Here is a 22,021-nt window from a genome sequence, read left to right on the forward strand (position 1 = left end):
TCGTTACCGCAGCGCGCAAGGCTCGGGCCTTGAGCGTAAAAGCGCAATGTTTCTGTTCAACGCCAAGATCAAAAGATCGCAGCCTTCGGCAGCTACTACAGGTGATCGCATTCCAATGCAGGAGCTGCCGAAGGCTGCGATCTTTTGATGTTCAAGGCACAATCGACGCATTCCAAAAAGAGTCCGCGCCATGCTGATCGACGAAGAATTGACCCTGAAAAAACTCGAGGTGTTCCTCGCCTTCATGCGTACCGGCAACCTCGCCCGCGCCGCTGCCGAGTTGCAGACCAGCAACGTCAGCGTGCACCGCGCAATCCACTCGCTGGAAAGCGCCCTGCGCTGCCCGCTGTTCAAACACGAAGGGCGCAACCTGACGCCGCTGGAAAGCGCTTATGTACTCGAAGAACGGGCGCAGAAGCTGATCAATGACGTCGTCGAAAGCGTACGCCTGACCCGCGAAGCCGCCGGGTTCTCCGCCGAACGCTTCAAACTCGGTTCGCTGTATTCACTGACAGTGAAAACCGTACCGCAACTGATCATGGGCCTGAAGATCCGCCGCAGCGAACTCAACATCGACCTGATCCTCGGCTCGAACATCGACCTGCTCTACAAGCTGAAAAACATGGAAGTCGACGCGATTCTGGTATCGCTGGACGACAGCATCAACGACCCGGATTGCGAGCAGATTGCGCTGTTTTCCGACGACATCTTCCTCGCCACACCGGCGGATTCAAAGTTCGCGCAACGCAGTGAAGTGGATCTGGCTGAAGTGCGCGATGAGACTTTCATCACCCTGACTCAGGGCTTTGCCACGCATCAGGACGGTAACCGGGTATTCAGGCAGGCGGGGTTTGAACCGAAGGTGGCGATGCAGGTGAATGACATCTTCACCCTGCTGAGCATGGTCAGTTCCGGGGTGGGTTATGCGTTGCTGCCGGGAAGGATTGCGGCGGTGTATGAGAACCGGGTGAAGCTGATTCCGCTGCAGGAGAAGTACCGGTTGCAGCAGCACATTGGCGTGGTGTTCTTGAAGGCTAAGGAGAGGGATCCGAATTTGCTGGCGTTGCTGGCGGAGTGTCGGATGTATGCCAATCGGCAGGCTGGGATTTAGAGCAAAATCAAGATCAAGAGCTACCCCCTCACCCCAGCCCTCTCCCCCAAGGGGTAGAGGGGAAAGGGAGCAGATCTCCATGGGTCTCAAAGCCTGAGTTCGACTCAGGACTTTCAGGTCGATGTATAACGCCAAAACACCTCGGTCAGTCCCCTCTCCCCCCGGGAGAGGGCTAGGGTGAGGGGCTTTTGATCTTCAACCCACAATCCCGCGAACAATGAAGAACAACAGCGATGGCCCCAGCAAGCAACCAAGCCCGGTGTGGAACGTAGCCGTCAACGCCCCATAAGGCACCAACCGCCGATCCGTCGCCGCCAACCCAGCTGTAACGCCGCTGACAGTCCCGGCCAAACCACCAAACACCATCGCCGAACGCGGGTTATCCAAGCCCATCCAGCGCGCCGCGACCGGCGTGCCGACCATCACCAGAATCGCCTTGATCAACCCGGTGGCAATCGACAAGGCCATCACATCCGACGTCGCGCCAATCGCCGCGCCCGTCACTGGCCCGACAATGTAAGTCACCGCGCCCGCGCCAATAGTGGTCATGCTCACCGCATCGCGATAACCAAACGCCCAGGCCATGCACGCGCCAACAATAAACGGCAGGATCGTGCCCAACAGCAGCGCAATCACACCAATCAACCCGGCCTTCTTCGCCTCGGTCGCCTGCACTTCAAACGCCGTGGCCACAATCGCAAAGTCACGCAGCATCGCCCCGCCCATCAGGCCGATACCCGAGAACAACGTCAGATCCGCCAGACCTTTCTGGCCACCGGTCATGGTGCCGCCGACCCACGCCAAAACCAGACCTATAACGATGGCAATCGCCGAGCCGTGAATGCGTCCGAACGTCAGGCGTTTGGACAGAACCACCGACACCCACATGATCACGCCGACAAAAGCGAATGCAGTGACCAGCCCGTTGTGTTCCAGACCTTTCTCGATGAGATCCCACATATCAGCGACCTCCTACTGGCGTGCCGACCGGGGATATTTCCGCCGGCTCATCAGGCAATGGCTCGCCTTTATGCGTGCGGCTGATCAAGGCAATCGTGCAGCCACAAACCACCACCGAACCGATCGCCGCCAGAACCGCCACCGGGCCACCGTGCAGCGCGGTGACGACGTTCTGTTGCGCCGCCATCGCGACCACCACCGGAATGTACATCGCACCCCAGAAGCCGACGCCCATCTCGCATTCCTTGGTCATGCCGCCGCGCTTCTGCATCCACAACCGCGCGCAGATCAGCAGGATCATGGCAATGCCGACCCCGCCAACATTGGATTTGACGCCCAACAACACGCCGAGCATGTCACCCATGATCACCCCTGCCAGCGTACAGATCGCGAGCAGCGCCACACCGTAAATAATCATTGTTGTAGTCCTCAAAGTGCATCGTCGAATGTTGTTTTTGTTGTTCGAAGCTTGAGTCGGCGGTTTTAGAGTTGGCGGCTACCCTCCTCACGCAACAGCGCTTGCAGGGTGTCGAGACGCGCACTGTCGAAAGCAGTGACCGTGCCTTGCTCGAACACCCGGCGCGCCAGCCCGGTCAGCACCGCACCGGGCGGCAGTTCGATCTGTAAACGTACACCGCGTTCGTAGGCGCTTTGCACGGTGCCGCGCCAGTCCACCACGCGGCACATGTTGAAGGCGAGGTCGTCGCGCAGGGCTTCTACTTTGCCCACAGGGCGTGCGCGGCTGCCGCTCAGATAGGCGATTTTCGCGGTTTTCAGTTCGACCTTGGCGAAGGCTTCGGCGAGGGTTTGCGCCGGTTTTTCCAGCAGCGGGCAGTGCGACGGCACACTCACCGCCAGACGTTTTGCCAGACCGGCGCCGCGACTGCGCGCCAGTTCGGCCACGGTTTGCATGGCCTTGTCGCTGCCGGCAATCACCACTTGGTTATCGGCGTTGATGTTGGCCAGATACACCGGCGAATCTTCGCTATGCACCTGCGCCAGCAGCGTTTCGACTGTGGATAATTGCAGGCCGATGATCGCGGTCATGCCGTAGCCCTGTGGATAAGCCTGTTGCATCAACTCACCGCGCAGGCTGACCAGATGCAACGCATCGCTGAAGCTCAACGCCCCCGCAACCACCGCTGCCGGATAAGCACCGATGGACAGACCGGCGACGTAGTCCGCCGTCAGTCCGTCCTGGAACAACTGCCGTGAAGCAGCGACGCCGGCGATCAGCAGGCACAGCTGAACCGCCCTTGTCGTGCGCAATGCTGCGCTGGAATCGAGCAGCAAAACATCCTCACCGAGCACATCACTGGCCTCGACCAAAGTCTCGCGGGGCAATCGCTGCAGCATGCCCGCTTGCTGCGCGCCCTGGCCGGGGAATACCAGCAAGCTACTCACGCTGCCGCTCCTGCGGGTTCCACGGGTCAGTCACCAAACAGGCCTGATACTCGTTTTTCAGCAGCACGCGTGCCGATCCGCTGGCCCACTCGCGCAGTGCCACAGCACCGAACGGCGTCTGCAACTGCATATCGACCCGGCACACAGCCTGATCAAAAACCGCGACCAGTTTGCGTGCCTGATTACGCGTGATCAGTTGCGGTGTACGCAGAATCAAATCGAGGTCACTGGCCGTGTGCATCGCGGTAAAACCACTGGCCAATTCAAACCCGACACTGCCGCTGACACCCCAGACCCAACCGCAGTCATCGAGCATCGGCCGCAGTTGTTTGAGCGCGTGCATGACCGGCAGATCGCGCTCGCTGTCGACAAGACAAAGCGCTTCGGGACTGACGCGACAGGCAATCGAATCGACCGCCATAAACGCCGCCAGCCGCTGCTCGCGCAACACACCGCGCACACCCACCGCGACGAAACCTTCCTCGCTCAACGCCCGCCGCACCACCACCGGTTGCCCGGCGGCCAGCGACTCGACCGCCCACGACGGCGCATCCGCCAGCAACTGCGCCGGGGTCATGCCCCAGAGCAGATCGTGGGCCAGAGGCGTGCTCACCACTGCGCCCTCAGCAGTTCGCGGACTTTGCTGGAAGCAGCACGATTCTTCGCGCCGAGACGATTGCTCAAGTCAGTGCTGGAGATATCGCTGATGGCTTGCTTCAGGCATTCGTTAACTCTCGAAAGATCCTCCGCCGTCGGCTGCTCAATCTGTTGCACCGACAGGGTTTCCCAGAGCAATCCGAGGCTCGCGTAGCTGTCGATGTCATAAGCCATCGGCGGCACACTGGCGGCCAGCGCTTCCAGCTCTTCAACACTGCGCAACGTCACTCGCGCCGCCGACGCCTTGCCCATCGCATGCACCATCACGCCGGGATCGCGCAACGCAATCAAACGGTTGGCCTGATAACCATGCGCCAGAAACGCCCCGGACATCGCCTTGCCCACCAGCAATGCAATCACCGGATGCCCGGCCAAACGTGCGCGGGCATAACTGTCCGCCGCACCGGCCAGCGCCTGATGAATGCCAAGCGCTTCTTCGCGCCGACCATAAGCCTGGCTCGGCACATCGACGATGGCGATGATCGGGCGTTTCTGCGCTTTGTCGCGGTCAGCCGTGATCGCGTCATCCACAGCCTTGGCCAGCCCCCAGCCTTCAAGCAAGCCGACTTCGCCATTGCGAGCACGTGGAAAACGATTGTCCGGGTCAGCGACCACAGCGATAAAACGCCCCAGATCACCGTCAGCAACCTTCAACGAGGCCGGCAGACCTTCAACCACCACAGCGCCCGCGCTCAAGGCGTTGAACCAGTTCAAACCGCGCAGCGAATAACCGCTCATGAGCGCTCTCCTTGATACAGATCGCGAACCACCGACGGTTCGATTTGCGGGTCAGTGTTCAGACTGCTCAGGCGTTGCAGGAACCATTCGGCGCGCTGGCTGCGAGGTTGCTTCGGCAAACCTTGCTGCAGCAACTCGCCGACCTGCTGACGAATCCTCGCCACATCATCGGCGACATACCGATCCACCAGACCACTGGCGAAACGCTGCTCGCCACCGGTCAGGCTCCAAATGAACGGCCGGTCGCGGGAGTCGTATTCTTCGATCCCGGCCTCTTGCTCGATCACTTGCGGGCCGTTCAAACCGAGGCGTGCTTCCTGAGTCACCAGCAAATAGCTGCACAGCGCCGCCGCAATCGACATACCGCCGAAACAACCAACGCTGCCCGCCACCACCCCAACCACCGGTTGGTACTGCTGCAAATCGACAATCGCCGCATGAATATCAGCAATCGCCGCCAACCCAAGATTGGCTTCCTGCAAACGCACACCACCGGTTTCCAGCAACAACACCGCGCGCGTCGGGATGCCCTTGCGGTTGTCTTCAGCCGCCAGCTCCAGCGCGCCGGCAATCTTCGCCCCGCCGACTTCGCCAAGGCTGCCGCCCTGAAACGCGCCTTCAATCGCGGCAATCACCACCGGCAACCCGTCGAGGCTGCCCTTGGCAATCACCACGCCGTCATCGGCTTGCGGTACCACGCCCTGACGTTCGAGCCATGGCGACATTACCCGTTGAAACGGATCGAGCAATTCGCGAAAGCTGCCGGCATCGAGCAGGGCTTGCGCCCGTTGCCGCGCGCCGAGTTCGACGAAGCTGTGTTTGTTGAGCAACGCTGCGCTGTCAGTCATGGCCGATCTCCTCGAAACCTTGTTCCAGACGCAAACGCACCACCCCCGGCGTCGCGCCGAAGTCGTGGATATCAATAGCCATCGCCGGCGGCGTGGTGCCGTCGAACATCCGCGCAAACAGGTGCTGCCAGCGCAGTTGCGCGCCGTTCACCGAGGTCTGCACATTGATCGTCAGCTTGCCGGCCAGACCCGGTTCGATCAGCACTTCCAGATCACCCGAGCCGACACAACCGACCAGCGCACGACCGCGTGGCGGCTGCCCGGCGGGGAATTCAAACGATAGGGTTTCCATCAAAACGCTCCCTGAAGGATGCCGTCGCGCTCGATACGGTCGAGCAGCAGCGTGGCGGCGAGCAAGTCGGCGGCGCCACCGGGCGAGGCATTCAATGCGATGAGTTGTTGATCGAGTTCGTGCAAGCGACGGCGACCGCTGAGGCTGGCGCTGCCACCGGCATCGAGCACCGCTTGCGCGCCGGACTGCATGGCGTGCAGGCCCTCTTCACCAGCGCGGTAGAGCACGCAGGTGTCGGCCAGATTCGTCATGATTGCGAGCAAGGCGTCGAGCCGAGCGTTCTGCTCGCCATGGCCGTTGGCGCGGCTGCGCTTGAGTTGCGGCAGGCCGCGTTGCAGCACCGAGGGGAAGCCGAGTTGCGCTTCTTCACGCGCGCCGCGTGCGCCGTAACGCAGGGCGACCTGGGCGCCGTGGCTCAATGGTTTGGGTGCGTAGCGGTCCTCCAGTAAGGCCAGACGTGCGGCGCGGAGGGTCACGGCGTTAGCGCTGGAGGATTGCGGCTCCAGCGCAGCAGCCGTCACCAATAATCCCAGCGCCCAAATGGCGCCGCGATGCGTGTTCACGCCGTTGGTGGTCGTGAGCATCGCTTGCTCGCCTTCTCGACCGATGCGGCCAATCGCTTCGCGCAACGTTGAATCGACTTCGCCGATTGCAACCGCCGCTTCGGCCATTTCCTTGAACGCCGGCCACAACGACAGCGCCGAAGCGTGCATCAGGCCCAGGTGCAAATCGGTGTGCGCGCCATTGCCGCGACGGTCGACCAGCGCCGGTTTCGGCGACAGATCGGCTTCGTCGATCAAGGCGTCCACCGCCAGATCGGCCAATCGATCAGCCAGAGACAGCGGTTGCGCTTGCAGGTTAAGTGCGTGCATTACCAGCTCCTGAATTTGGCGGGCGGGTTGTACAGGCCGCCGGACCACTCGACCAGATCGGCCACGCTTTTTGCTGCGAGCAGTTCGCGGGTGGCGTCGGTGCGGCGGATGCCGAGGTCTTCGGGCAAAGCGATCAGGCCTTCGCGGCGCATGCATTCGGTGTCTTTCGGGTTGTAGCGCAGGCCGATGGCGGTAACGCCGGCGACCGCGGCGATCATTGCCTGGCGCTCTTCCAGCGAGCGCGCCTTGTACAGGTAGGCGATGCCTTCTTCGGTGAGCAAGTGGGTGACGTCGTCGCCGTAGATCATGATCGGCGCCAGCGGCATGCCACTTTTCTTCGCCACTTCGACCGCGTCGAGGGTTTCGACGAAGGTCGGTTTGCCGCCTTCCTGGAAGGTCTCGACCATTTGCACCACGAGTTTCTTGCCGCGTTCGAGCATCGGTTGCTGCGAATCGTCGTGGCGCATGTCCAGCCACGCCGGGGTGCCGTGACGCCGACCGCGCGGGTCGTGGCCCATATTCGGCGCGCCACCGAAACCGGCGAGACGGCCACGGGTGACGGTCGAGGAATGGCCATCGCCATCGACCTGCAACGTCGCGCCGATAAACAGATCCACCGCGTACTGCCCGGCGAGTTGGCAGAACATCCGGTTGGAACGCAACGAGCCGTCGCGGCCGGTGAAGAACACGTCCGGACGCGCGGCGATGTAGTTTTCCATGCCGAGTTCGGTGCCGAAGCAATGCACGCTTTCGACCCAGCCGCTCTCGATCGCCGGGATCAACGTCGGGTGCGGGTTGAGCGTCCAGTTGCGGCAGATTTTGCCCTTCAAGCCAAGAGACTCGCCGTAAGTCGGCAGGATCAATTCGATGGCGGCGGTGTTGAAACCGATGCCGTGGTTGAGCGACTGCACGTTGTGTTTTTCGTAGATCCCACGGATCGCCATCATCGCCATCAACACGTGCACAGGCTTGATATGGCGCGGGTCACGGGTGAACAACGGTTCGATGTAGAACGGCTTGTCCGCCACCACGACGAAATCGACCCACGACGCCGGGATGTCGACGCGCGGCAGTTCGCTGACGTCGTCGACCAATTGGTTGACCTGGACGATGACGATGCCGTCGCTGAACGCCGCCGGTTCGATCAGTGCCGGCGTGTCTTCGGTGCTCGGGCCGGTATAGATATTGCCGGCGCGGTCGGCCATGAACCCGGCGGAGAGCACGACATTGGGGATCAGGTCCACCACCAGTCGGGCGTAGAGTTCGATGTAGGTGTGGATCGCGCCGACTTCGAGCAAGCCGTCTTCAAGCAACTGGCTGATGCGCAGGCTCTGGGTGCCGGCGAAGGAGAAATCTAGCTTGCGGGCGATGCCGCGTTCGAACAGGTCGAGGTGCTCGGAGCGACCGACGCTGGGCATGATCATGTGCAGGTCGTGGAGCTTTTCCGGGTCGGCTTTGGCTAGCGAGCGCGAGAGGAAGTCCGCCTGCTTCTGGTTGTTGCCCTCCAGCACCACACGGTCGCCGGGATGAATCAGCGCTTCGAGCGCGGCGACGATCTTGTCGGTGGGCAACACCACACCGTCGGCCAGCCCGCGCACCTTGTCGAGCCGGCGCTGCTTCTCATCGCGCCGCCGCGTCCAGCGCGAGTCGGGGGAAATTGTTGTTGTCATGCTCACTCCACGGGTTCGCTGTCGTGGAGCTAAGGTAGGCGTGTGGGATGGGGGCATCAATCAAGCGCGGTGGTGAATCATTACGCTGAGCGTAATGATCAAGAGCGCCCTCACCCTAGCCCTCTCCCGGAGGGAGAGGGGACCGACCGAGGTGTCTGGCGCCATACATCGACCAGCCCCACCGAGTCGATTATGGATTCACAGCAGTATTTTCAGGTCGGCGTAACTTGTGAGCATCCCACGGTCGGCCCCCTCTCCCTCCGGGAGAGGGCTGGGGTGAGGGTCAGCTTTTAAGTCACTCCGTCGGCACCAACCTATCCAACAAACGGTTAACAGCCATCTCCGCCACCATCACCACCTGCGCAATACCCTGCACAGTCTTGCGGTGCGTGCCGTCCACCGTTGCCGCGTGATTGTTGAGCATGACCGTGGCCGAGCCGAGGGTTTCACTGGCGTCAGCCAGCAGGGATTCCGTGTCGGCATTCGGGTTGGCCATGTACAGCGTGTTCGGGGTGTAAGGCGTGGCCATGAGGTCGGCGTTGGTAGGGCCAAGGTAATGGTCGAGGGCGCGCTCGGCGGCTTCGTGGAATTTCCTGGAGTCGGGGGATTCGTAGGGGGATGCCGGGTCTGCGAGCGGGGGGTTAGGCGTTGGTTTAATCATCTTCAGGTTCCGAGATAAAGCTGGAACCGCTTCTCTGCTAAAAGAAGGGGTGGCAGCTGAACGCAGGTTAGCAGACCGGGGAACCTAAGGAAGCCGGCGCGCCGAAGCGCCCTGCGCACAGCCGCCATCGAATGCAGGCGCTGAGCCTGACGATGATGCACGTGCACCCTTAGATTAACCACGGGCTGCTAAACCCGATCACTGGAAATCAGTGACGGAATCAAGTTACGCAGCATGCCAAAGGCGCACAAGCCGGCGGATTCTGGTGCATGCGTAGGCAGCGGCGCAAGGATTTGTAGGCTAGGGAGCCGTAACACAGAGTGTCTTTAAACAACGGGGTTAAAGGGTGTCTATTGCACTGCAGAAATTGAGGATTTGCCTGTAAGAATTTGCTGGTGCTACTGGCCCCATCGCTGGCAAGCCAGCTCCCACAGTGTCCGAGTTGTATTCGAATTCTGTGAACCACACAAAAACCTGTGGGAGCTGGCTTGCCAGCGATGAGGCCAGTCAGAGCGACACGAATTCTGGATCAGTGAACCAGCCCAGCATCCACCAACAACTTCTCCAACCCCAACAAATCCGGCACCTTCGCCACCTGCTCCCCGACCTGCACCGCCGCCTGCTCCAGCCCACACAACGGCACATCGACATAACTCAACTGACTATCAAGCTTGTACGACCGCGGAATCCCCTGCACCAGCAGGGCAATGAACTTCAACTCCGGCAACCCACCGAGGGCATTCAAAATCACGATTCGCGCCCGCTCGCCAATGACGATTTTCTGCCCGCACGCCGATTCAAAACTCAGCAACGGAATATGCCGCTCACGCCACGTAACCTTGCCGAGGTACCACGGCGGCGTGTCCAGATCGAAGGCACTGGCCTGGTAATCGATCAACTCAGCGACAGCGACGTTAGGCAGGATCAAATTGCGATCCGCCAACGGCAACAACAGACCAGTGAGTTGGCTGCTGCGCTGATTATGCCGGCGCTCATGCATGTTTCTTGCTCCAGTGGGCAATGCTTTCAAGCAGCACCGACTCTTGATACGGCTTGCCGAGGTAGTCGTTGACGCCAATCGCCATGGCGCGGTCGCGGTGTTTCTGCCCGGTACGTGAGGTGATCATGATGATCGGCAGGTGTTGCAGGCGTTCGTCGTTGCGCACTTGGGTGGCGACTTCGAAGCCGTCCATGCGCGGCATTTCGATGTCGAGCAGCATCAGGTCGGGCATGTGTTCTTCGAGCAGCAGCATGGCGTCGACACCGTCCTTGGCCGTGAGCACGTTCATGCCGTGACGTTCGAGCAAACGGCTGGTGACCTTGCGTACGGTGACCGAGTCGTCGACCACCATCACCAGCAGCGGTTTCTGCGGTTCGCTGTCGATCTCCGGCACCGTCGGTGTCTGCGCAACCCGCGCTTGCATCGCCCGAATCGGTGCGAGCAAATCGAGAATCAGCACCACCCGGCCATCGCCCAGAATCGTCGCCCCGGACACGCCCTGCACCGCCGCGAATTGCGCGCCAAGACTCTTGACCACAATCTCGCGGGTGCCGGCCATGGTATCGACCAGCACCGCGATGCGCCGGTCGTTGTAGTGCACCAGCAGCACCGGCAATGGCAGATTCTGGCCGAGCAGTTTCGGCCGTGGCGTGGTTTTCAGCAGTTCGCCGAGATAGCACAGTTCGTAGGTCTGGCCGCCGTACTGATAGCGCGGCGGATCAACCCGGAAGTGAGCTTCCAGATCATTCGGCAACACGCGGACGATGCCTTCGATGGTGTTCAGCGGAATCGCGTATTGATCCTCGCCACACTGCACCATCAACGCGCGGTTGACCGACACGGTGAACGGCAGCCGAATGCGGAAATGCACGCCCTGCCCCGGCACCGAGTCGATGCTCATGCTGCCGCCGAGTTGCCGCACTTCTTCGTGCACCACGTCCATGCCGACGCCACGTCCGGAAATCTGCGTGATCTTTTCCGCTGTGGAAAACCCCGGCTGAAGGATGAACTGCAACACGTCGCGGTCGCTGATCTCGGCATCCGGCGCGAGCATGCCGCGCTTGATCGCCTTGCGCCGCACCGCTTCCAGTGGCACCCCGGCGCCGTCATCGCGAATGTCGAAAACGATGTCGCCGCCCTCGCGGGACAGGTCCAGGCTTATCGTGCCCTGCGCCGGTTTGCCCGCCGCCAGCCGCACCTCGGCGGACTCCAGACCATGATCGACGGCATTGCGCAGCATGTGTTCCAGCGGCGCAGCCATGCGCTCCAGCACATTGCGATCCATCTCGCCTTCGGCGTTGCCGACGACAAACGCGACGTCTTTGTTCAGCTCTTCAGCGACCTGGCGGACGATGCGTTTCAGGCGCGGCAACATGCGCTCGAACGGCACCATGCGCGTACGCATCAGGCCTTCCTGCAATTCGGTGTTGATGCGGCCCTGTTGCTGCAACAGGTTCTCGGCGTCGTGATTACGGCGGTCGAGGGTTTCCTTGAGGTCGAGCAAGTCAGAGGCGGATTCGAACAGCGCCCGCGACAGTTGCTGCAACTGCGAATGGCGGTCCATTTCCAGCGGATCGAATTCTTCATAGCCGAGACGTTCGGCATCGACTTGCTGGCGGCTGAGAATCCGCCCCTGAGTTTCAGTGTCGAGGCGGCGCAACTGATCGCGCATCCGTTCGATGGTGGTTTCCATCTCGTTCAGCGCGATCTGCGCGTCGTTGACCTGCTGTTCGATACGGCCACGGAAGATCGAGGTTTCCCCGGCCAGATTGACCAACTCATCGAGCAGTTCGGCGGAGACTTTGACCATGTCCGCGCCAGCGTCGGCAGCTGGCGGCGCAACGTCAGTCTTGACCGGCACAGGTAGCACTGGCGGCGTTTCTACCGTCACCGGATGGCTGAAATTCTGGATCGCATTGATCAGCCGATCAGCCGGCGGACACGGTTGCCCGGCGCGCACGCCATCGAGCATTTGCGCCAAGCGATCATGCCCGCGCTGCACCAGCGCAAACAGCTCCGCCGACGGCTGCAAAGCGCCGCTGGAAAGACTTTCGTAAAGGTATTCCAGCTCATGCGCGAGGTCGCCGATCGGGCCGATCTCGACCATCCGCGCGCCACCCTTGAGGGTGTGCAGATCGCGCAGCAGGGTTTCCACTTCCTGACGATTGCCCGGCTCGGCCTGCCAGCGCAGCAGCGCGGCGCCGGAGTTTTCGATGATGTCGAAACCTTCTTCGAGGAAGATTTCCAGCAACTCGGGATCGTGGCCAGCGCTGTCGTGCCCGGCTGTTGCTGGCGGAGTTTCGGCAACATTCTGGCCTTGGCGGACCTGACGGATAACGTCGATCAGATCCTGTGCCGGGGTCAGTGGCTGATGCTGTTGCAGTTGTTCAAGCAGCAGCGCCAAACGCTCATGACTCTTGAGCAACAAGCGCCCCAAGCTTTCGCTGTAGTTGTAGCGACGATCCACCAAGCCTTCGTAAAAGCTTTCCAGCTCCTGAGCCAGATCGCCAATGGCCTCGACTTCGGCCATCCGCGCGCCGCCCTTGAGGGTGTGCAAATCGCGCTGCAACGAGGACAGCGGCGCGGCATTGTCCGGGTCGCTCAACCAGCGCTGCAAGGCCTGGCCTGAGCTGTCGAGAATATCGACCGCTTCTTCAAGGAAGATCCCGACAATCTCGTCATCGTGTTCAAGCGCCGTTGCCTTTTGCTGCAACTCAGCGGTGGCGCTGCCCAGTTCACGGATGCTCAGGGTGCGGCTGCCATCGCTGCGAATCAGGCCCATGGACGATGGGTCGAGGCTCTGATCGAGCAGATCATGCAACGCCCGAATCCGCTCTGGCTGCGGCGTGACTTCCTGCCCGGCGGCCAGTTCGTCGAGCATGTTGATCAGCGCTTCGTGGGCGTTCTGCGCTTCCTGGAAAAACTGCTCGCTGACCGCCAGGCTGCTTTCTTCCACGGCGCCGTAGAGATCGAGCAAGGCTTCGCACAACACATCCACCGGCAGCAAATCCGCCAAATGCGCGCCTTCGCCAAGGGTGGTCAGTTCATCCAGCAAGGCGCTGAGTTCCTGACGCTCGCCGGGGTGTTGCTGCCAGCGCTGTAGCAGGCTCTCAGCATCCAGCAGGATGTCCATGCCTTGAGCGAGGAAGTTATTGATCAGTTGCGGATCGCGCTTGATCCGCAGGCCGGTATTGGGCGCATCGAGGATCGAGGCCAGACGCTCGGCGAGCAGGGTTTCCGAGCGCTTGATCAGCGACTGCGCACCGACAATCGGCGCCAGCGGATCATGCTTGAGCTGACGCAGGCCGACACGGAACAGGCCCTCGGCTTCAAGTAGCAACTCCACTTCGTCGAGGTCCAGCGGCAACTGGTGCGCCTTGAACTCGCGGGCCAGTTGATCGAGCGGTGCAGCGAGTTCGGCAATCGGCAATACGCCGGCCATCGACGCACTGCCCTTGAGCGTGTGCAAAGCGCGCTGCAGTTCGTCGCTGGCCTGCAGCGGCACATGCTCGGCGGCCTGATCGAGAAAGCGGTTGAGGCTGGCGAGGTGGGTCTCGGCTTCTTTGCGGAAGATTTCCAGCAACAGCGGATCGAGCGCCGCGACATCGTCCACGTCTTCGGCGGCCAATGGCTCGTCACCTTTGGCCAAGGCGTGAGCACGGGCCGCGAGCTGATCGACATCGCCGCGCTGGCGCTGGTTACTAGTGGCGAATTCGCTGATCAACTCGGGCAGCAACAGCACGGTGTCGGTCAGCACTTGCTGCACCACTGAGCCCGGTTCGACACTTTGTTCGAGCACACGGTTGAGCAGGTTTTCCACCGCCCAGGCCAGTTCACCGAGGATCAGCGCGCGGACCATGCGCCCGCTGCCTTTCAAGGTGTGGAAGGCGCGGCGCAGTTCGGTCAGCGCATCACGATCCTGCGGATTGGCCGACCAGCGCGGCAGGTATTCGTGGAGAACTTCGAGGACCTCGTCGGTCTCTTCGAGGAACACCTCGCGCAGCTCATCGTCGACCGGTTCTTCATCGGCCGGCGGCGGCATCAGGCTGCCGGGGGTGATCAGCGCTGGCGGGTTGAGCGCCGAAACCGGGCTGGCCAGAACATCGGCCAGCGACTGCACGGTTTCCGGGTCATCGAGCGCTTGCATGTCCTGCATCACCAGCGCTTCGCTGGGGCTGAGCACGTCTTCGAGCACGGGCACATGCGGCTCATTTGGAATGAAACCCAGACTCGCAAGGGACTTCTGCGCGACATCCAGCAACTGCTCGCTCGGCGCCTGCGGATCGTCGCTCAGACGTTCGAGGTAATACTCGAGGCTGCTGATGACATCGGCCAGATGATCCAGTTCTTCCCAACCCGGTTCGTGCGGATCAAGCAACAGATGCTCACGGATAAACCCGTTGCACGCCTCGACCAGACTTGCCGCGCGGCTCAACGGAATCATCGCCAGTGCCCCGCGCACCTGGGTCAGCAGCGCCGGCAACGGTTGCAGGTGCTGGCGATCCCAATCGGCGTCGATGTAGTCGACGATCATGTCCTTGGCCTGTTGCAGGCAGATGCGCGCTTCCTTGATCACGATCTGATGGATCTGCGTCAGGTCGGTGGTCGGCAGGCGCGAATCTTCCGGGCTTTCCGGCTCGACGGTGCCGACCATCCCGGCCAGCGTCGCTTCGACGTAAAGCAGCGCACCGGCAACGTCCATGAGGATCGCGTCATTCGGTTCGCGCTGGCCCTGGGCGAGGCTGAGCACGACAGCTAATTGATCGATGATCACTTTGCGCGGCTGGCCGAAACCGAGCACCGCGAGGGTGTCGGCAATCTGTCGCAGCGGTGCGAGCAGGCTTTCCAGATCCGAGGTGTGCTGACGGTCGCTACGCACGAACAGGTCGAGGCGCTCCTTGACCCGCACCAGTTCTTCACACAACGCCGACAGCACCGAGCGCATCGCATCGCGGTCGGGGCCGGCCAGGCGCGCGCGTTCTTCGTCGACCATCGCGCTGTCGGGCAACGCGTCGTCCAGGGAGTAGCGATCTTTCATGGTCAGCATCTGCCCGGTGGGATGTTCGGCTTTGGCAATATAGAACAACAGGCTTTTCAGCAGCTCGGCAGGCGCCGGCTGATTGAGGCCAGCCATGCCCTGATCGAGCAGGCGTTTGAGTTCTTTGTCGGCGTCCTTGAACAGGCTGCGCAGCGCCGGGCTGTTGGCGATCACGCCCTCGCGCATGCCTTCGACCAGCGCCGAGGCGACTTGCCACAGCGGGCTCAGCGGCGAATCACCGCTCAGCGCTTCGAGGCGGGTGAAGACTTTGGCCAGATAACCGAGGTGGGTCTGGTCATCCTGTTCACGCAGCAAACCGACCAAAGCCATTTGCAGCATCTGGCGTAATTTGCGCAGTACGTTCGGCAGTTCTGCCGGCTCCAGCAGTGCCAACGCTTCTGCGTTTAGCGGTGCCAGTTCGGGCAATTGCGGGCTGAACAGGCTGGTTTCCGAGAGCAGGCTTTCGCCACGGGCGCTGCGCAGATCGTTGATCAGCGGCAGCACCACCAACGGCAAATCTCTCCGGGCGCTCTGCACGCGGTCGAGGTAAATCGGCAATTGCCCAAGGGCTTGCAGCAACAGGTGCAGGGCTTCGTCGCGATGGCTGACGCGCTCGTGCTGCAAGGCTTCGACCAGATGTTCCATTTCTTCGGCGAGCAAGGCTGCGCCGTAGAACTCGACCATCTGCAAACTGCCGTGGACCTGATGGATGTAATCCAGGCACTCGTCCAGCCCGGGAAAGGCTTGCGGGTCGTCGAGCACGGCTTCAATTGCTTGATGCGCCTGTTTCAGCGTTTCGGCAATTTCGCCTTTGACCCATTCGAGGGCCACATAGTCGTGCCGATCACCCATAACCACTCCACTCACGCTTTATCTGTCGCCGCCGGCAAGGTGAAACCGGACACCGAACGCCGTAGCTGACTGGCCATTTTCGTCAGGTTGCCGATGCTCTCGGCGGTGGCCGTGGAGCCGGACGAGGTCTGCGAGGTGATCTGCTGGATCACGTTCATCGTCAGCGAGATCTGCCCGGCCGAAGTCGTCTGCTGCTGCGCTGCGTTGGAGATGCTTTGAATCAGCGCCGCGAGGGTCTTCGACACGCCTTCGATTTCTTCCAGGGCCACACCGGCATCCTGCGCCAGTCGCGCGCCACGCACCACCTCGGTAGTGGTTTGTTCCATCGAGATGACCGCTTCGTTGGTGTCGGTCTGAATCGCCCGCACCAGGGTTTCGATCTGCCGTGTGGCGGCGGACGAGCGTTCGGCCAGCCGCTGCACTTCATCGGCGACCACGGCGAAACCGCGCCCGGCATCACCGGCCATCGACGCCTGAATCGCCGCGTTGAGGGCGAGGATGTTGGTCTGGTCGGCGATGTCGTCGATCAGGCTGACGATGTCACCGATTTCCTGCGACGACTCGCCGAGACGCTTGATGCGTTTGGCGGTGTCCTGAATCTGTTCGCGAATGTTGTCCATGCCGTGGATGGTGTTGTGCACCACCTCGTTGCCCTTGTTGGCGATTTCCACCGAACGCTCCGCTACCGCAGAAGACTCGGCGGCGTTGGCCGAGACCTGATCGATGGATTCGGCCATGTCGCTGATCGCGGTCGAGGCTTCGGAAATCTGCTGGGCCTGATGCTCCGAAGCCTGGGCCAGATGCATGGCGGTGGCCTGGGTTTCCTGCACCGCTGCGGCGACCTGGCCGGCGGTAAGGTTGATGGTGGCGACCAGATCGCGCAACTGATCGACGGAATAGTTGATCGAGTCGGCGATGGTGCCGGTGAAGTCTTCCGTCACCGAAGCGGTCACGGTGAGGTCGCCGTCGGCGAGGTCTTCGATTTCATCGAGCAGACGCATGATCGCGTTCTGGTTGCGCTCGTTCTTCTCGGCGGTTTCGCGCAACTGGCGATTTGTTTCGCGAACCATGACCAGACCGATGAGGATGATTGAGGCCAGCGCCAGCAAACCGAGGACGTAACCGCCGATGGTGTCAGTGTTGCGCCCACCGGCAAGGTTCTCGAAGCGAGTGGCCAAGTGCGAGGCTTCGTCGAGCAGGGTTTGCGAGAGGCTGAAGATATTGCTCGCCGATTCACGAACCTTGAACAGCTCCGGCGATGTTTCGAGGATTTCATCCACCGAGCCGGAAACGAATTGGAACAGCTCGGAGATTTCGCTCAAACGCGCACGGGCGTCGCGGTCTTCGACCTGGCTGATTTTCAACGCCGGGTTGCCTTGCAGCATGCCGTTGAGCACTTGGCCGAAACGGGTGGCGTCGCGGCCGAAGGCATCGGCGGCTTGCTGGGAGTTTTCGTCGCCGGCGAGCACGGTGTTGACCGCGCCGAGGATACGTTCGGCGAGCAGCGATTGACGCTGGGCCATCGCCACTTGCGTGGCTGGGGCGCCACGCTGGAGGAGGATTTCGACGACTTTTTCGTATTCGATCTGCAACTGCGGCACGGTTTCGGCCAGGGTCGCGGCGACCTGATGCAGCGACAGCACGGTCTGCTCGCTGGAAAGAATCGCGTCGGTGTTTTTCAGCAGGCGCTCCCAATCCAGCTGCACAGCGCGCATTTCCGGGCGTACGGTGGCCGGGGCGGGAGGCAGGCCGGTGGCCGGGTCGCCCTTTTTCAGGTAACCCCAGCGCTGGGCGAAATCGTTGCGCGCATCGCTGAGCAACTTGAACGCGGCAGCCTTGCCAGCGGCGGCTTCGGTGGCGTTCTTGGCAATGCGTTGCGAGAGCACGCGCAGCTCACCGGCGTGGCCGATGTACTGTTTGTCGTAGTTCGCTTGGGTGTTGAGGTACGCGAAGTTGGCGAACAGCAGCATGATGAACACGATCAGTGCGATGAACAGCACGATGATCTGCGAGCGACTGCGCGATCCTTCCGCCGGCTTGCCTGTTTTTGCTTTTGTCATCGGTCCTCGCCCTTAACCCACACCTTTGAGGCCTGCTGCAATCCCTGTGGGAGCGAGCCTGCTCGCGAAAGCGCTGGGTCAGCCAATATTTATCTTGCCTGACACGCCCTCTTCGCGAGCAGGCTCGCTCCCACAGGGGACGGTGTTGAATCTGTTATATCGCAACGCTCATGAACACCGGGGATTTGGCCAGCGCAAACAGGCTGAACACCCGCCAGTTCTGCTCGCGCCGGAAATAGCCTTTGACGAACTCGGCCTTCGAGCCCTGGCGTTTGCTGATCGATAGCGGTTCAAAGCTGTTCTGCTCAAAGTGCTGCAGGCCGATGACTTCATCGACCATCAGCCCGGCAAACACATCGCCATGCTCGACCACCAATACCCGCCGCTGTTTACGCAACGGCGACAGTTCATGGCCGAAGAAACCGCACAGATCCATGATCGGCAGCAACCGCCCGCGCAGGTTAGCCACGCCTTTGACCCACGGCTTGACCCCGGGTAACTGGGTAAATCGCGGTTCATGCAGCACTTCGCTGACTTCGCCCATCGGCGCCACATACCAATGCTCGCCGAGGCGAAAGCCGATGCCGCTCCAGCGATCCTGGCGCGCCGGTTGCGACGGCAGGTCCGCCGCCAGCAAGCGGCAGCGCTGGTCGATCTGCCAGAGCAGTTCGAACGCGGTCAGCGATTCGCTCATGGTTGCGCGATCAGCCTTTGAGCACGTTGTTCAGGGTCTTGATCAGGGTGTCTTCGTCGACCGGTTTGGTCAGGTAATCCTTGGCGCCCTGGCGGGTGCCCCAGACCTTGTCGGTTTCCTGATCCTTGGTGGTAATGATGATCACCGGGATATGTCCGGTTTCCGGGTCTTTGGTCAGCTGACGGGTCGCCTGGAAACCATTGAGGCCGGGCATGACGATGTCCATCAGTACCGCGTCGGGTTTTTCCTGCCGAGCCAGAGCCACGCCGTCGGCGCCGTTTTCGGCCTTCAACACTTCATGGCCGTGCTTTTCGAGCATGCCGGTGAGTTTGTACATTTCAGTCGGCGAATCATCGACGATCAGGATACGTGCCATGGTTTTCCCCATTTTCTTGTCGACGCGCGGCCCGCTGGCCGCGTATCTCTGTACGTGTCTTACTGCGGCAAAACGGCGGCGAAGCCCGGAACATGGGCCTGAATCGCGTTGAGCAGTTCTTCCTTGCTGAAAGGCTTGGTCAAAAATTGATCAGAACCGACAATCCGCCCCTTGGCCTTGTCGAACAGCCCGTCACGCGATGACAGCATGATCACCGGTGTGGCCTTGAACGCGCTGTTGTTCTTGATTAAAGCGCAGGTCTGATAACCATCCAGACGCGGCATCATGATGTCGACAAAAATGATCCCGGGATGGTTGTCGGCGATCTTCGCCAGAGCGTCGAAACCGTCGATCGCCGTGATCACTTCGCAACCGACATTCTTCAACAATGTTTCGGCGGTGCGACGAATCGTTTTCGAGTCGTCGATCACCATGACCTTCAAGGCGCTGGACTGCTGTTCCATAAGAGGGCTCTACCGTCGCCTTTGCGAATCAATTTGTCCGTTTTGCGGTTATCAATGGCTCGAAACCCTTGATGCTCAAGGGCCAGCACGCTACGCCAGCCTTTTTAGCACAGTCTCCAGATGCAATCTATCGACGGGTTTTTCCTTGACCGAAAACCCGCCCGGCGCCACTCTGGCGGCACTTTTTCAATACCGATCCGGTAGCCAATTTTCGAGGAAAACCCAATGAGCGTTCGCGTCGGGATTGTCATGGACCCTATCGCCAGCATCTCCTATAAAAAGGATAGCTCGCTGGCCATGCTGCTGGCCGCGCAGAAGCGTGGCTGGGAACTGTTCTATATGGAGCAGCGCGACCTGTATCAGGGCGAAGGTCAGGCCCGGGCGCGCATGAAGCCGCTGAAAGTCTTTGCCAACCCGGAAAAATGGTTCGAACTGGACGCCGAACAGGACAACCTGCTGAGCGATCTGGACGTGATCCTGATGCGCAAGGATCCGCCGTTCGACATGGAGTTCGTCTACTCCACCTACCTGCTCGAACAGGCCGAAACCGCTGGCGTGCTGGTGGTGAACAAACCGCAGAGCCTGCGCGACTGCAATGAAAAACTGTTCGCCACGCTGTTCCCGCAGTGCACGCCGCCAACCATCGTCAGCCGCCGCGCTGACGTGTTGCGTGAATTCGCCGCGAAACACGGTGACGTGATCCTCAAGCCGCTGGACGGCATGGGCGGTACTTCGATTTTCCGTCACCGTGCCGGTGACCCGAACCTGTCGGTGATTCTGGAAACCCTGACCGCCCTCGGTGGCCAGCAGATCATGGGCCAGGCCTACCTGCCGGCGATCAAGGACGGTGACAAACGCATCCTGATGATCGACGGCGAGCCGGTGGATTACTGCCTGGCACGGATTCCGGCGCAGGGCGAAACCCGTGGCAACCTGGCTGCCGGTGGCCGTGGTGAAGCGCGCCCGCTGACCGACAAGGATCGCTGGATCGCCGCGCAGGTCGGCCCGACGTTGCGTGAGAAAGGCCTGCTGTTCGTTGGCCTCGATGTGATCGGCGAAAGCCTCACCGAAATCAACGTCACCAGCCCGACCTGCATCCGTGAAATCGACAATGCGTTTGGCACTGATATCGGCGGCATGCTGATGGACGCCATCGCCAAGAAGCTGCAAGCCGCCGGCAAAAAGCCACAAGCTTGATGCACGTCACATGCAGTCTGTCGCTTGAAGCGTGAAGCCCAAGGCGTGAAACCAACATTGCGTTATCATGCGCAGCCTCTGAAAAACGCGATGTTGGTTTTCTTGTCATGACCCTCCCGTCCGATCTGCCCGCAGAACTCGCCCACCGTGGCGTGCGCCCGGCCGATCGCCTCGGTTTTACCCTGTTTCTCGCGGCGCTGATCCATTTGGCGCTGCTGCTCGGCGTCGGCTTCACGATGGTCGAGCCCAAGCAAATCAGCAAAACCCTGGAAATCACCCTCGCCACCTTCAAGAGCGAAAAGAAGCCGGAGAAGGCTGACTTTCTTGCTCAACAGCATCAGGAAGGCAGCGGCACGCTGGACAAGAAGGCGATTCCGAAGACCACTGAGGTGGCGCCGTTCCAAGACAATCAGGTCAAAAAAGTCACCCCGCCACCGGCCGCCAAACCGCAAGTACAGGAAGCCGCACCCAAAGCTGCGGTGACCACCGTCGCGCCGAAACCTAAAAAAGCGCCGACCAAGAAAGAAGAAGCCAAAACCGAAGTCAAACCGACAGTCGACGCGCCGGAGTTCGACAGCTCACAGCTGTCCAGCGACATCGCCAGTCTTGAAGCCGAACTGGCCAAGGAACAACAGCTGTACGCCAAGCGCCCGCGCATCCACCGTTTGAGCGCGGCGTCGACCATGCGCGACAAGGGTGCCTGGTACAAGGATGACTGGCGCAAGAAGGTCGAGCGCATCGGCAACCTCAATTACCCCGAAGAAGCACGGCGCAAGCAGATCTACGGCAATTTGCGCCTGATGGTCTCGATCAACCGCGACGGTTCGCTGTATGAAGTGCTGGTGCTGGAATCCTCCGGCCAGCCGCTGCTGGATCAGGCGGCGCAGCGCATTGTCCGACTGGCGGCACCGTTTGCGCCGTTTACCGGGGACTTGTCGGACATCGACCGTCTGGAAATCATTCGTACCTGGAAATTTGCCCGGGGCGACAAGCTCTCAAGCAACTGACACACCGCAACCCCTTGTAGGAGTGAGCCTGCTCGCGATAGCGGTGTATCAGTCAACAATTTCGATTCTGGCACACCGCTATCGCGAGCAGGCTCACTCCTACAATGGATCTGTGTTGCT

The 22,021-nt window shown here is 61.0% G+C and carries 19 protein-coding genes; 3 read left to right on the forward strand and 16 right to left on the reverse strand.

Annotated features, from left to right (window positions below):
* Positions 1 to 190 precede the first annotated feature (190 nt).
* Positions 191 to 1,111, forward strand: a complete 921-nt coding sequence (locus J0G10_RS28810; protein ID WP_220557112.1) for a LysR family transcriptional regulator — start codon at positions 191 to 193, stop codon at positions 1,109 to 1,111.
* 195 nt (positions 1,112 to 1,306) lie between these two features.
* Here the strand turns inward: J0G10_RS28810 and madM are convergent, their stop codons facing one another.
* From madM to pilG, 16 genes are all read right to left on the reverse strand, one after another.
* Positions 1,307 to 2,071: a malonate transporter subunit MadM gene (madM, locus tag J0G10_RS28815; protein ID WP_007913704.1), complete on the reverse strand. Its 765-nt coding sequence runs from the start codon at positions 2,069 to 2,071 to the stop codon at positions 1,307 to 1,309.
* A 1-nt stretch (position 2,072) separates the two neighbouring features.
* Complete coding sequence (gene madL, locus J0G10_RS28820) at positions 2,073 to 2,489, reverse strand: malonate transporter subunit MadL (protein WP_038358777.1); 417 nt, start codon at positions 2,487 to 2,489, stop codon at positions 2,073 to 2,075.
* 65 nt (positions 2,490 to 2,554) lie between these two features.
* The gene (mdcH, locus tag J0G10_RS28825) at positions 2,555 to 3,475 is read right to left on the reverse strand and encodes a malonate decarboxylase subunit epsilon (protein ID WP_220557113.1); all 921 of its coding nucleotides are present in this window, start codon (positions 3,473 to 3,475) and stop codon (positions 2,555 to 2,557) included.
* Positions 3,468 to 4,091, reverse strand: a complete 624-nt coding sequence (locus J0G10_RS28830; protein ID WP_220557114.1) for a malonate decarboxylase holo-ACP synthase — start codon at positions 4,089 to 4,091, stop codon at positions 3,468 to 3,470. The genes mdcH and J0G10_RS28830 overlap by 8 nt, the downstream gene beginning before the upstream one ends.
* The gene (mdcE, locus tag J0G10_RS28835) at positions 4,085 to 4,870 is read right to left on the reverse strand and encodes a biotin-independent malonate decarboxylase subunit gamma (RefSeq protein ID WP_220557115.1); all 786 of its coding nucleotides are present in this window, start codon (positions 4,868 to 4,870) and stop codon (positions 4,085 to 4,087) included. Before mdcE ends, J0G10_RS28830 begins: the two co-directional genes overlap by 7 nt.
* Positions 4,867 to 5,718, reverse strand: a complete 852-nt coding sequence (locus tag J0G10_RS28840; RefSeq protein ID WP_220557116.1) for a biotin-independent malonate decarboxylase subunit beta — start codon at positions 5,716 to 5,718, stop codon at positions 4,867 to 4,869. Before J0G10_RS28840 ends, mdcE begins: the two co-directional genes overlap by 4 nt.
* Positions 5,711 to 6,010 (reverse strand): malonate decarboxylase subunit delta, encoded by a 300-nt coding sequence (locus tag J0G10_RS28845; protein ID WP_007913697.1) that lies wholly within the window; start codon positions 6,008 to 6,010, stop codon positions 5,711 to 5,713. The genes J0G10_RS28840 and J0G10_RS28845 overlap by 8 nt, the downstream gene beginning before the upstream one ends.
* Positions 6,010 to 6,882, reverse strand: a complete 873-nt coding sequence (locus J0G10_RS28850) for a triphosphoribosyl-dephospho-CoA synthase (RefSeq protein ID WP_220557117.1) — start codon at positions 6,880 to 6,882, stop codon at positions 6,010 to 6,012. Before J0G10_RS28850 ends, J0G10_RS28845 begins: the two co-directional genes overlap by 1 nt.
* Positions 6,882 to 8,552, reverse strand: a complete 1,671-nt coding sequence (gene mdcA / locus J0G10_RS28855; protein ID WP_220557118.1) for a malonate decarboxylase subunit alpha — start codon at positions 8,550 to 8,552, stop codon at positions 6,882 to 6,884. The genes J0G10_RS28850 and mdcA overlap by 1 nt, the downstream gene beginning before the upstream one ends.
* Positions 8,553 to 8,847: 295 nt before the next feature.
* A complete protein-coding gene (locus tag J0G10_RS28860; protein WP_220557119.1) occupies positions 8,848 to 9,213 on the reverse strand; it encodes a DUF6124 family protein in 366 nt (121 codons plus the stop codon).
* A gap of 529 nt (positions 9,214 to 9,742) precedes the next feature.
* On the reverse strand, positions 9,743 to 10,213 hold the full coding sequence (locus tag J0G10_RS28865; RefSeq protein WP_220557120.1) for a chemotaxis protein CheW: 471 nt from the start codon (positions 10,211 to 10,213) through the stop codon (positions 9,743 to 9,745).
* A complete protein-coding gene (locus J0G10_RS28870; protein WP_220557121.1) occupies positions 10,206 to 16,103 on the reverse strand; it encodes an Hpt domain-containing protein in 5,898 nt (1,965 codons plus the stop codon). Before J0G10_RS28870 ends, J0G10_RS28865 begins: the two co-directional genes overlap by 8 nt.
* A gap of 11 nt (positions 16,104 to 16,114) precedes the next feature.
* The gene (locus J0G10_RS28875) at positions 16,115 to 18,163 is read right to left on the reverse strand and encodes a methyl-accepting chemotaxis protein (protein WP_095049471.1); all 2,049 of its coding nucleotides are present in this window, start codon (positions 18,161 to 18,163) and stop codon (positions 16,115 to 16,117) included.
* A 154-nt stretch (positions 18,164 to 18,317) separates the two neighbouring features.
* Positions 18,318 to 18,857 (reverse strand): chemotaxis protein CheW, encoded by a 540-nt coding sequence (locus J0G10_RS28880; RefSeq protein WP_095049470.1) that lies wholly within the window; start codon positions 18,855 to 18,857, stop codon positions 18,318 to 18,320.
* A 10-nt stretch (positions 18,858 to 18,867) separates the two neighbouring features.
* Positions 18,868 to 19,233 carry a twitching motility response regulator PilH gene (gene pilH / locus J0G10_RS28885; protein WP_026000666.1) on the reverse strand — a complete coding sequence of 122 codons (366 nt, stop codon included), beginning with the start codon at positions 19,231 to 19,233 and terminating at the stop codon, positions 18,868 to 18,870.
* 59 nt (positions 19,234 to 19,292) lie between these two features.
* Entirely contained in the window at positions 19,293 to 19,697 is a 405-nt protein-coding gene (gene pilG, locus J0G10_RS28890; RefSeq protein WP_007913673.1) for a twitching motility response regulator PilG, read from the reverse strand.
* A 225-nt stretch (positions 19,698 to 19,922) separates the two neighbouring features.
* On the opposite strand from pilG, the gene gshB reads away from it, so the two are divergent.
* Together gshB and J0G10_RS28900 are read left to right on the forward strand one after the other, a co-directional pair.
* Complete coding sequence (gene gshB, locus J0G10_RS28895; protein ID WP_007913671.1) at positions 19,923 to 20,894, forward strand: glutathione synthase; 972 nt, start codon at positions 19,923 to 19,925, stop codon at positions 20,892 to 20,894.
* A 107-nt stretch (positions 20,895 to 21,001) separates the two neighbouring features.
* Positions 21,002 to 21,901, forward strand: coding sequence for an energy transducer TonB (locus J0G10_RS28900; protein ID WP_093429840.1), 900 nt, complete (start codon positions 21,002 to 21,004; stop codon positions 21,899 to 21,901).
* Positions 21,902 to 22,021: the final 120 nt, after the last annotated feature.

The sequence above is a fragment of the Pseudomonas germanica genome, from assembly GCF_019614655.1.
Taxonomy (GTDB): domain Bacteria; phylum Pseudomonadota; class Gammaproteobacteria; order Pseudomonadales; family Pseudomonadaceae; genus Aquipseudomonas; species Aquipseudomonas neuropathica.